11 protein-coding genes are annotated in these 12,005 nt (G+C 32.3%); 6 read left to right on the forward strand and 5 right to left on the reverse strand.

From position 1 onward, the window contains the following. Positions 1 to 141 precede the first annotated feature (141 nt). Complete coding sequence (rseP, locus tag BLW23_RS12300) at positions 142 to 1,491, forward strand: RIP metalloprotease RseP (protein ID WP_093670265.1); 1,350 nt, start codon at positions 142 to 144, stop codon at positions 1,489 to 1,491. 63 nt (positions 1,492 to 1,554) lie between these two features. Further along, on the forward strand, positions 1,555 to 2,637 hold the full coding sequence (gene dinB, locus BLW23_RS12305; RefSeq protein WP_093670267.1) for a DNA polymerase IV: 1,083 nt from the start codon (positions 1,555 to 1,557) through the stop codon (positions 2,635 to 2,637). On the opposite strand, the gene BLW23_RS12310 is transcribed toward dinB, so the two are convergent. From BLW23_RS12310 to rplU, 4 genes are all read right to left on the reverse strand, one after another. Beyond that, entirely contained in the window at positions 2,634 to 4,490 is a 1,857-nt protein-coding gene (locus tag BLW23_RS12310; protein ID WP_176829815.1) for a tetratricopeptide repeat-containing sensor histidine kinase, read from the reverse strand. The genes dinB and BLW23_RS12310 overlap by 4 nt on opposite strands. Positions 4,491 to 4,564: 74 nt before the next feature. Continuing rightward, on the reverse strand, positions 4,565 to 5,299 hold the full coding sequence (locus tag BLW23_RS12315) for a LytR/AlgR family response regulator transcription factor (protein ID WP_093670271.1): 735 nt from the start codon (positions 5,297 to 5,299) through the stop codon (positions 4,565 to 4,567). 368 nt (positions 5,300 to 5,667) lie between these two features. Further along, positions 5,668 to 5,928, reverse strand: coding sequence for a 50S ribosomal protein L27 (gene rpmA / locus BLW23_RS12320; RefSeq protein ID WP_093670273.1), 261 nt, complete (start codon positions 5,926 to 5,928; stop codon positions 5,668 to 5,670). Positions 5,929 to 5,950: 22 nt separating this feature from the next. Continuing rightward, positions 5,951 to 6,451, reverse strand: coding sequence for a 50S ribosomal protein L21 (gene rplU, locus BLW23_RS12325; protein ID WP_093671782.1), 501 nt, complete (start codon positions 6,449 to 6,451; stop codon positions 5,951 to 5,953). A gap of 222 nt (positions 6,452 to 6,673) precedes the next feature. On the opposite strand from rplU, the gene BLW23_RS12330 reads away from it, so the two are divergent. Genes BLW23_RS12330 through BLW23_RS12340 form a run of 3 tightly spaced genes read left to right on the forward strand, consistent with a single transcriptional unit; the run spans position 6,674 to position 10,308 of the window. Continuing rightward, positions 6,674 to 7,990: a M16 family metallopeptidase gene (locus tag BLW23_RS12330; protein WP_093670275.1), complete on the forward strand. Its 1,317-nt coding sequence runs from the start codon at positions 6,674 to 6,676 to the stop codon at positions 7,988 to 7,990. A 19-nt stretch (positions 7,991 to 8,009) separates the two neighbouring features. Continuing rightward, positions 8,010 to 10,067, forward strand: a complete 2,058-nt coding sequence (locus BLW23_RS12335; protein WP_093670277.1) for a M16 family metallopeptidase — start codon at positions 8,010 to 8,012, stop codon at positions 10,065 to 10,067. A gap of 46 nt (positions 10,068 to 10,113) precedes the next feature. Then, positions 10,114 to 10,308 (forward strand): bacteriocin class II family protein, encoded by a 195-nt coding sequence (locus BLW23_RS12340; RefSeq protein ID WP_093670279.1) that lies wholly within the window; start codon positions 10,114 to 10,116, stop codon positions 10,306 to 10,308. 34 nt (positions 10,309 to 10,342) lie between these two features. On the opposite strand, the gene BLW23_RS12345 is transcribed toward BLW23_RS12340, so the two are convergent. Continuing rightward, complete coding sequence (locus BLW23_RS12345) at positions 10,343 to 11,215, reverse strand: DMT family transporter (protein ID WP_093670281.1); 873 nt, start codon at positions 11,213 to 11,215, stop codon at positions 10,343 to 10,345. Positions 11,216 to 11,308: 93 nt separating this feature from the next. On the opposite strand from BLW23_RS12345, the gene BLW23_RS12350 reads away from it, so the two are divergent. Continuing rightward, positions 11,309 to 11,803, forward strand: a complete 495-nt coding sequence (locus tag BLW23_RS12350; RefSeq protein ID WP_093670283.1) for a cation transporter — start codon at positions 11,309 to 11,311, stop codon at positions 11,801 to 11,803. Positions 11,804 to 12,005 lie beyond the last annotated feature (202 nt).

Raw genomic sequence — 12,005 nt, forward strand, 5'->3', positions numbered from 1 at the left:
AAATACAACTTAAAAAAACGTTTTTATCCTGTGAATTTAAAAAGTTTGTTAAAAGAAAAGGTTGATTAGATAACAAACTTTTAGAACTCTTTTTAAAAACGTACATTTGTCAGATTTTAAAATCTAGAAATAATACCTTTTATGGAAATTTTAATAAAAGCATCTCAATTTATTTTAAGTTTATCGTTACTGATTGTTCTTCATGAATTGGGGCATTTCATCCCTGCGAAACTATTTAAAACCAAGGTTGAAAAATTTTATCTATTCTTCGATTATAAGTTTTCTTTATTTAAAAAGAAAATAGGAGAAACCGTATATGGTATTGGTTGGATTCCGTTAGGAGGCTATGTTAAAATTGCGGGTATGATTGATGAAAGCATGGATAAAGAGCAAATGAAACAGGAACCTAAACCATGGGAATTCAGATCGAAACCAGCTTGGCAACGATTAATTATCATGCTAGGAGGTGTTACAGTTAATTTTATTCTTGGTATTCTTATTTATATCTGTTTATTATGGGGTTATGGAGAAAAATTCATACCAAATTCTAACGTAAAGGATGGTATTTGGGTTCAAGATTCATTAGCCATTGATTTGGGTTTAAAAACAGGAGATAAAATTCTAAGTATAGATGGTCAAAAAATAGAAAAGTTTGGGCAGCTTCCTATTGAATTTATCAATGGAAACAATTTTACTGTTGAAAGAAAAGGAGAGGCTATTAAAAAAGAAATACCTACCGATTTTATTTCTAAATTAATCGATAGAGGTAAAAATGCAGGGTCTTTTATTCGTTTAAGACAACCATTTGTAATTGCAGATGTTCCTAAAGAGTCTCCTAATGCCACTAGTGGACTGCTACCAAAAGATATTATTACTGCTATTCAAGGGGAGCCTATTACCTATTTTGATCAAGCAAAGCCTATATTAGAAAAGTATAAAGGGCAATCTATTACTATAGATACCAAAAGAGGTGACAATTCGGTTAGCATCCCTGTTACCATTTCTGAACAAGCCACCATTGGAGTTTTACAAGGTAGATTATCAGCACCAGACTTAGAAAGATTAGGTTATTACCAATTAGCTAACAAATCGTATTCTTTTACCGAAGCAATACCTGCAGGAACGACTAAAGCTTGGACTACTTTAACAAATTATATAAAACAATTAAAGAAAATAGTAAATCCAAGTACCGGAGCTTATAAAGGCCTTGGAGGTTTTATTTCAATTGGAAGCATTTTTCCATCTCAATGGAGCTGGTACGCTTTCTGGAACATCACTGCTTTCTTATCTATCATGCTAGGTTTTATGAATCTTTTACCAATACCTGCGCTAGATGGAGGTCATGTAGTATTCACCCTTTGGGAAATGATTACGGGTAAAAAACCAAGTGATAAATTCTTAGAATATGCTCAAGTAGCTGGATTTGTTTTACTGTTGGCACTCTTATTATTTGCCAATGGAAATGATATATTTAGAGCTATTTTTAAATAAAAACTCTTTGTTAAAATAAGAAACTCCCGAGATAATCTTTCGGGAGTTTCTTATTTTTACTAAATGGAACTTCTTCCTCCTTTTAAAAAAATAATTCACGTTGACATGGATGCCTTTTACGCTTCCGTGGAGCAATTGGACAATCCTGAACTCATAGGTAAGCCAGTAGCTGTTGGTGGCAGTGAAGTAAGAGGTGTTGTTTCGGCTGCTAGTTATGAAGCCAGAAAATATGGAGTTAGATCTGCTATGAGTGGTGTTTTAGCAAAACAAAAATGTCCTCACTTAATTTTTGTGAAACCTCGTTTTGCTCGATACAAAGAAATCTCTTCTAAAATTAGAACCATTTTTTATGAGTATACAGATTTAGTAGAGCCTTTATCATTAGATGAAGCTTATTTAGATGTCACAGAAAATAAAAAAAGAAATTCTTCGGCAAGTTTAATAGCTCAAGAAATACGCGAAAAGATATGGACAGAACTTCAACTAAGAGCCTCCGCAGGAATCTCTATTAATAAGTTTTTAGCAAAAGTAGCATCCGACATCAACAAACCTAACGGACAAAAAACAATTAACCCAGATGAAGTCATTCGTTTCTTAGAAGAATTACCTGTCAATAAATTTTACGGTGTAGGAAAAGTAACAGCGGCAAAAATGCATAATCTCGGAATATTTAATGGAATTGATTTAAAACAAAAATCACTTGAAGAATTAACGCAGCTGTTTGGCAAATCTGGAAATCATTATTACCATATCGTTAGAGGAATTCAAAACAGTGAAGTAAAACCAGACAGAACAAGAAAGTCTATAGCTGCTGAGAGAACTTTTACAGATAATATTTCTTCTGAAATATATATGTTAGAACGATTGAGTCGCATTGCAGATGAATTAGAGAAAAGAATGATTCATTCTGAAACCAAAGGAAAAACAATTACATTAAAAATCAAATACAGTGATTTTACACAACAAACTCGCAGCAAGACTCTCAACAGCTTTATTTTCGAAAAAAAAGACTTCTTTCCCGTCATAAAGGAGTTGCTCTATCAAGAAACACTCAGAGAATCTGTAAGACTTTTAGGGATTTCAATAAGCAACCTAAACACTGAAAAAAAATCTCCAGTTTGGGTACAGCTTTCTTTCGATTTTTAACGTAAGGGAATTTTTAAAGTAACCCTTGTTCCTTTTGGATGTCCTTCCTTGTTTATTAAATCAGTATAAACCAAAGAGTAATTATTTTGAAAACCATCAGCAAAGTTTCTTAATCGCTGTTTGGTCAAATCAATACCTATAGACTTCCTCTTTAAGGATTTACTAGTTTTAATTTTTAAAGCTTGATCGCGTCCAACACCATTATCCTCTATATCTATTTGAAAATAATCTTCAGAATCTTTCTTCACTTTCAAACTAACCTGCTTCTGACCTTTTTTTGAAGACAGTCCATGCCATATTGCATTTTCTAAAAATGGTTGCAGAATTAATGGCGGTATTTTTACTTTTTCAATGTTTATTTCCTCAGCAACCGTTTCTTCATAATCTATTTCATTAGAAAATCGAATATTCTCAATACTCATGTACAATGTCATTGTTTTTAACTCCTCGCTTAAACTCACCTCTTTAGTCTTCGAAGATTCAAGTATACTTCTAATGAGTTTAGAGAATTTATTTAAATAATACACGGCATGTTTCTGTTCATTTTTAATGATATATAGTTTAATTGAATTTAAAGCATTAAAAACAAAATGAGGATTCATTTGGCTCTGCAAAGCCTCTTGTTCTAGCATTAGTATTTTCTTTTCATCATTAAGCAACCTCTGACCGTATATAGCATATAGTAAGACTCCAAACAGTGCTATAGAAACTAAAGCAATAATTAAAACGTTTCTATTACGAGTTAATTTCAGCTTTGTAATTTCATTCTCCTTTGCAAGTCCTTTAATTTTATTATTTTTTACTTCATTATCATACTTATTTATTAGATTGTTAACATACAATACGTTTCTGTCATTAAAGGTTTTTCGTTCGCCTTCAATAGATTTCTTGTAAAAAATATAAGCATTCTTATAATCTTCCTCAATTTTATATATTTCCGATAAGTACTCATATGATCTATTAACATGAGTAGGAATTCCATACTTTAACCCTGTGAACAATGCTTTTTTAATATTCTTTTGAGCTTCCTTGAGCCGAAGAAGTTTTATTTGACAATAACCTAATGTATTATAAACTGCTGATACGTAATAATTATTCCCAAGCATATCAACTAAAGACTTCACTTCATTGATAGTCTCATATGCCTTTAAATACTCACCTTTTATAATTAAAACGTTACTAATACTATTATGGCAAATAATTCTACCCAATTTGGAATTAGATTCTTCATTGTATTTTAATGACAAATTATAATTCTCAAGAGCATTTTCAATATCTCCAAGGTTTTGATAGGCCGTCCCCATATTTTGATAGTTAATAGCCAAACCCCTTTTATCATTTAATTTTTTCTGTGTCACAATTGCGACCTCAAATTTTTCCAACGCCAGTTTATATTGCTTCAACGTTAAATAAATATTCCCGATACTGTTTTCAGAAATACTCTTGCTACGCATAATATCTTCTGGATCTCCTGGGTACTTATTAGACAACTCTAGTGCATATTGATGGTAATTCAATGCACTTCTAATTTTATCTTGCCTTCTGTAAACAACTCCAATTAAATTTAAAGTAATAATTTCAGCGGGGATTTCCTTTATAGATCGAGAGATTTGGAGAGCCATAATATGGTTCTCTATTGATTCTTTATACAAAGTTTTATTCCTACTCTCTCTACCAATAGCATTATAAGCATAAATTTTACCATAATCATTGTTACCTTTAATACTTTGTTCTAGTAAATAACTACGATCCTTATTGGTTAACTTCGCCTTTCTAAAAAATTTTTGAACCTCAAAAAAAGACTCAAACTCCTTTGTTAAAAAACTATTAATCAAACTGTCTTTTCTCACCATCTCATCTTGACTAAACGCAGTTGTTGAAAAAATAAGTAGGTAAAAAATTATAAATCCCTGTTTGTACATTGTTCTTAAAATTTATCAAGAAAATCAGATTTCTTTTGTCTTGATACAGGAATCTTATGCCCCCCATCTAAAATAACGTAACCATCAGCTTTTAAAAATTCCTTAATTTTATTCAAGTTAATAATATAGGAATTATGTATTCTAAAAAAGTGGTCTTCGGGTAATAGCAGGTTAACTTCTTTTAGTTTTTTTGTTACAACAATCTTTTTGTTAAGTGTAGTATAGATGGAACTATAATTACCATCAGATTCTACATAAACAATTTCTGATTCATCTAAAAAGATGAGTTTTCCATCAGTACTGATTGTTATTTTTCTTCGATTAAATCGTTCATTAAAACTAGTTAGAATCTTTTCAAACTTGTTCGAACTATCGGTTTTGGTATGATAACTCTTTATCCTATTAAGAGTTTCTTCTAAATCATCAGAATCTATCGGCTTCATTAAATAATCAATTGCCTGATTTTTTAATGCTTTAATGGCATACTCATTATAGGCCGTTGTTATTACAACAGCAAAATCTCTTTTTTTTAGTTTTTCCAAAAGTTGGAAACCATCCATAGTTGGCATTTCTATATCTAGAAAAAGACAATCCAAACTATTCGAGTTTATGTATTCAATGGCTTTCTTTTCGTCTGAAAATGTTTTAACAACTTCAATATCTTCACTAAAATTAGAGAGTTCCCAAGTAAGACCTTGAATTGCCTTTGGTTCATCATCAACAATAACAGCTTTTAACATATCGTTCTTTTCTACCAAATGTACCTCATAAAAAGTTAAAAATAAAATGAATACTCTATTAAATCTACAAAAACAGAGCGAAACTTAAACATATTATAACATTAATATCACCATTTACACACATGCTTTCACAAATTATACAATATGCTTTCAATAGATTATATTTTCGTCGGATATTTGCCGTGTAATATACAAGGGGAATCATTTTGATAATTGGGGGATTAATCAATAATGATAATTAAATTGGGGAGCATTGCATTAGCAATGCTTTTCTTTTGTCTTACTTTTTCTTATTTATCTCAAAAAAATTCACAAAAAAAAAGCCGCCCAAATGGACAGCTTTCTAAGTCATATAATCGTACTGATTCTTAAGCTTCAAAAGGAACTATAGAAACATATGATCTGTTATCTCTTTTCTTTTGGAATTTAACAACACCATCAACTCTAGCATGTAAAGTATGGTCTTTCCCCATATATACATTTTCACCTGGATTGTGTTGAGTTCCTCTTTGACGAACAATAATATTACCAGCAATTGCTGCTTGTCCTCCAAAAATCTTCACACCTAAACGTTTCGATTCCGATTCACGACCGTTCTTCGAACTACCGACACCTTTCTTATGAGCCATCTTTGTAAGTTTTTAACGTTAATTATTTACTTAATACTTCAATTAATTCAGCTTTCTTTAAAGAAGTGTATCCACTAATACCTCTCTCTTTAGCTAAAGCCTTTAATTCAGAAACAGTTTTAGAGCTTAAATCGTTAGACTCAGCTTTTTCTTCTGCTTTCGGCGCTTCAGTTTTAGGAGCTTCTTTCTTAGCTGCTGCTTTTTTAACACCAGACGCTGCAATACCCTCGATTTGAATCTCAGTTAAATATTGTCTGTGTCCGTTTTTCTTTCTGTAACCTTTTCTTCTTTTCTTTTTGAAAACGATTACTTTATCACCTTTTAAGTGACCTAATACTTTGGCAGTTACTCCTGCACCTTCTATAGCTGGGGCGCCAATAGTTACACTTCCATTATCTTCAATAAGCATTACTTTATCAAAAGTTATTTCTGATCCTTCTGCTTCTTGTAAACGGTGAACGTATACTTTTTGGTCTTTTGCTACTTTAAATTGCTGCCCTGCTATCTCTACGATTGCGTACATACTTTCTATTTTGCGTTTATACATTAAAACACAACTCCTTACAGAAATTGCGGCTGCAAATATAAGTGTTATTTATTTAAGAAGCAATCTATCAACCACAAAATTAACACTTTAAACAGCTAGGAAATATAAATTATAAAATATTTACAAAACCATGTAACGCATGGCACTAAAATACGTCCTATTTTTGACAAATTAAAAGAACAAACTAAAAAGTAATCGATGAAAAAAACTATTTTCACTCTTGCGACCCTTGCCGTATTTGTCTTCACATCAAATGCGCAAAAGGTTGAATTTGAAGAGTACGACTTAGACAATGGAATGCATGTAATTCTACATCAAGACAATACAGCTCCTGTTGTTACAACATCTGTAATGTACCATGTTGGGGCCAAAGATGAACAACCAAACCGCACAGGAATGGCTCATTTCTTTGAACATTTGCTATTTGAAGGAACCAAAAACATAAAAAAAGGAGAATGGTTTAAAATTGTTTCTTCTAACGGTGGTACTAATAATGCCAATACTACCGACGACAGAACTTACTATTATGAAGTTTTCCCTTCAAACAACCTTGAGTTAGGTTTATGGATGGAATCAGAACGATTATTACATCCAATCATTAAGCAAGAAGGTGTCGATACTCAAAATGAAGTTGTAAAAGAGGAAAAACGAATGAGAGTGGACAACCAACCTTATTCTCGTTTTTTAGAGAACGTTAAAAAACACATGTTTAAGAAGCATCCATATAAAGGGACTACCATTGGAAAAATGGAACATTTAGACGCTGCTACCTTAGACGATTTTTTAGCTTTCAATAAAAAATTCTACGTACCTAATAATGCTACCTTAGTTGTGGCTGGTGACATAAACTTTTCTGAAACAAAGAAATTGATTGAAGCTTACTTTGGCTCTATTCCTAAAGGTGAAAACATTGTTAGAAACTTTCCAAAGGAAGATCCTATACAAAAAGAGTTTACTGCAAAAGCGTACGATCCTAATATTCAAATTCCCGCGATCGTAGCAGCTTACAGAACACCTTCAATGAAAACTAGAGACGCTCGTGTTTTAGACATGATTTCTTCATATTTGAGTAGTGGAAAGAGCTCTGTTCTGTACAAAAAACTTGTTGACGATAAAAAGATGGCTTTACAAGCAGGTGCTTTCAACTTAAGTCAAGAAGACTACGGAACCTACATTCTATTTGCTCTTCCGTTAGGTAAAAATTCACTAAGTGATTTAGTAAAGGAAATGGATGTTGAAATTATTAAAATTCAAAACGAATTAATTTCAGAAAAAGATTTCCAAAAACTACAAAACAAATTTGAAAACGACTTTGTTAATTCAAACTCTAGTGTTGAAGGTATCGCGAACTCTTTAGCCCGTTTTAACGTATTATACGGCGACACTAATCTTATTAATTCGGAAATAGACATTTACAGATCTATTACAAGAGAAGAGATAAAAGCAGTAGCTAAAAAGTATTTAAACAAGAATCAACGTTTGGTAATGGAATACTTACCAGAATCAAAAAAATAATTCAGTAATAAGACATATTATGAAAAAAACAATATTATCAGCATTAGCAGTGGTAACCATGTCTTTTGCTGTTTCAGCCCAACAAATAGACAGAAGTATACAACCAAAACCGGGGCCTTCTCCTAAAATTAAACTAGGGAAAGCTGAAAAGTTTAATTTATCAAACGGATTGAAAGTGATAATGGTTGAAAACCATAAACTTCCTAGAGTTTCCGCTTCATTAACGATCGACAACCCTCCAATGACTGAAGGAACGAAAGCAGGTTTATCTGACCTAATGGGAGGGCTTTTAGGCAACGGTACTTCAAAAATTTCTAAAGACGACTTTAACGAGCGTATCGATTATTTAGGTGCATCAGTATTCTTTAGCAGTAATGGAGCAAATGCTCGTTCATTGACCAAATACTTTCCTGAAGTATTGGAGTTAATGGCCAACGGAATTAAAGACCCTAAATTCACGCAAGAAGAGTTCGACAAATCTGTCGAAAGAACTTTAGAAGGAATTAAGTCTAACGAAAAAAATGTTAAGGTTATAGCCGGTAGAGTTGAAGATGCTTTAGTATATGGTAAAAACCATCCCTATGGTGAGTTTATCACTAAAGAAAGTGTTAAAAACATTACTTTAGAGGATGTAAAAAACAATTATACTACTCATTACCGTCCTAATAATGCCTATTTAGTAATTGTTGGAGACATCAATCCAAAAAGCACTAAAAAATTAATAAAGCAATTATTTAGTTCATGGCAAAGTGGAACGATTCCTACTTCAAACATTCCTGCACCTCAAGAGGTTAATACCACCGAAATTAACTTTATCGATGTGCCGAACGCCGTACAATCTGAAGTTGCCGTAATTAACTCAGTAGATTTAACTTTAGGTGATAAAGATTACTACGCAGCTTTGTTAGCTAACAATATCCTTGGTGGTGGTGGTACTGCTCGTTTGTTTATGAATTTACGTGAAGATAAAGGATATACTTACGGCTCATATTCAAATATCTCACAAAATAAATTAGAAGGAGCGGGTACATTTAAAGCTAGTGCTGCTGTTAGAAATGTAGTTACTGATAGTGCTGTGGTTGAAATCCAAAAAGAAATCAACAAAATCAGATATCAAAAAGTATCTAAAGAAGAATTGAAAAACTCAAAAGCAGAGTACATTGGTAGTTTTGTAAGAAATGTTCAAAAGCCAGCTACCGCTGCGCGTTTTGCCTTAAACATAGCTCGTTATGACTTGCCTGAAAACTTCTATGAAAATTATCTGGAAAATATTAATGCGGTTACTTTAGAACAAGTTCAAAATGCAGCTTTAAAGTACTTCCGCGGAGATAAAGCTAGAATTATTATAACAGGTAAAGGTATTGATGTATTAACGAACCTTGAAAAAACAGCGGACTACAAAATTAATTATTTTGACAAACACGCTAATCCTACTTCTAAACCAGCGATGAGTTTACCAATCCCTGCTGGAGTTACGGCTTCAACAGTAATTGACAATTATTTCAAAGCAATTGGAGGGAAGGATAATGTTTCAAAAGTAAAGTCTATTTACACTAGTTCGAATGCTGAAATTCAAGGAACTCCTGTAAGCTTAGTAACGAAAATAGCAGCTCCTAACAAACAGTCAAATGTAATTTCTGTAATGGGTAATGTAATGCAAAAAATGGTATTCAATGGAGCAACTGGATATCAAGAAGCTCGAGGACAAAAGAAAGAGATGACAGCTGAAGAATTAGAAGAAAGCAAGAAAACCACGGCTCCATTTGCTGATGAAGCGTATAGAAAAGGAATTCTTGACAGAATAGAACCTATTGAAGGAAATAACGCTTACGTAATTAAATTTGGTAAAAGTGAAATTTTCTATGAAGTAAAAACTGGTTTAAAAATCAAACAAGTAAAAACCGCAAAAGGCCCACAAGGGGAAGTAAAAGTACCAACAGTGTTTTCTGATTATAAAGAAGTGAACGGTGTTAAATTCCCTCATAAAGTAACACGCACAACAGGACCTATGAAAATGGAATTTATTGCTAAAGAAATAAAAATAAACGAAGGTGTTTCTGACGAAGATTTTCGTTAATTGTTTTGTTCAAAACAAATATAAATTTAACTAAAAAAAGAGTGATATGTTAAAAAAAATATCAAATTTCAAAGAATTAAGTAACGAAGAATTAAAGAAGGTTAATGGAGGATTTGACCCATGTTTTGCAACCTGGAATGCACTTGCCGATGGAGCAGAGGGTGGATATTTAGACGACCCAGTTACAATGGAGACTCTAGTGAATCAATATATTAGTGAATGCATTAGTCAAGCACAATAATCTATGATAAAGAGTCAAGGAAAACCTTGGCTCTTTATTTTTTTTTATTAACTAAGTATACTCCAAACAGAATCACGATACCTGCTAAGAGCTGTAAAAAACTCAACTCTTCTCCATCAACCACACCCCACATTACTGCTACAATAGGAATTAAATAGGTTACTGAAGTCGAAAAAATTGGTGATGATATTTGAATCAGTTTATTAAATAAAATTTTGGCGAATCCTGTTCCTACTATCGCCAAAACAAATATGTATACTAAAGCTGGCTTTGTTTCAGATGTTAATTCAAATGAGCTAAAAAAACCAGTATAAGCCAACACCAACAAAGCAGGGATAATAATTAAAACAAAATTCCCAGTAGTGATTGCCAAAGCGTCTATATCTTGTAAATACTTTTTTATGATATTCACGTTAAATGCATATCCAAATGAGGAAATAATTGGAAGTAATGCATACCAATAATTTTGATCGGGATTCATATTTGCTCCTTGCAATATTAAAGTTACCGTTCCTAACAATCCTATAAATATTCCAAGCAACTGACTTTTCTTAAAGTTAAAACTAAAAAATGTCGCACCAATCCATAAAGCATTAAAAGGAGTAATAGAATTTAAAATTGACGCAATAGAACTGTCAATTCCCTTCACAGCATAAGCGTATAAAAAGGCAGGAAAAAACGTACCTAATAATGAACTCAACAATACCCATTTCCATTGAGCTCTTCGAATCCTTTTAATAGACCGATATCCAATTATTAACAAGAAAATACCTGTAATGATTACTCGTAATGCTCCTAATTGAATCGGTGTTAACCCAATCAAAGCCTTTTTCATTAAAATAAAAGAACTTCCCCAAATAAGAGAAAGAACTATTAAATAGCCCCATTTTTGTTGCTTCCCATTCATTACCCACTCATTTTAAGGACAAAAATCGACTATTTATGCATGATAATTTTATTTTATTAATAAATTTGTATTATAATCCAATAATTTAAAGTGATGAAAATTGAAAAATTATTATTAGCGTTTGCCCTAGTATGTTTTTTTACAGTAAGCTGTAAAAAAGAAGGAAATAAAGAAGCAGAAACTCAGAAAGAAGAAGTTGCCTCTAAAATTGAAGAAGCAAGCTTTGCTATTTCAGGAATGACTTGCGAAGTGGGATGTGCCAAAGTAATAGCATCAAAACTTTCAAAGAAAGAAGGAATCATCGATGCCGAAGTTGTGTTTTCAGAAAAAAGTGCCAACATAAAGTTTGACGCCAATAAAACCAACAAAAAAGACATTATAGCCTTTATTGACGGTATTGCAGATGGAACAACATACAAGGCGTCTGAAGCATCTAAAAAGACATCATGTGAATCATCAGACGAGAAAAAAAGCTGTTGTAAAAAAGAAGAAGGAAAAGATACCGCTGTAAAGGAATGCTGCGATAAAAAAGAGAAAGAAATGGCTTGTACTGAAGATTGTAAAAACGAATGTCACGCAAAAGCCTAATCGTACTATTTTTAACATAAACTCATCTCAACTTTTTGTTCTAGAACGAAAATGAAGTGAAATTTCTTCAGATGAGACACTTTTTTATTCATAGTTCGCTAGAGTTACGAATAAACAAAGTAACAAAATACAGTTAAACTTGACTCGCTTTTTAAGAAATAGAAAATGTCAAGATGAATTCAATAAAAAAAGTCTCCAAATT

The sequence above is a fragment of the Tenacibaculum sp. MAR_2009_124 genome, assembly GCF_900105455.1.
Lineage (GTDB): Bacteria > Bacteroidota > Bacteroidia > Flavobacteriales > Flavobacteriaceae > Polaribacter.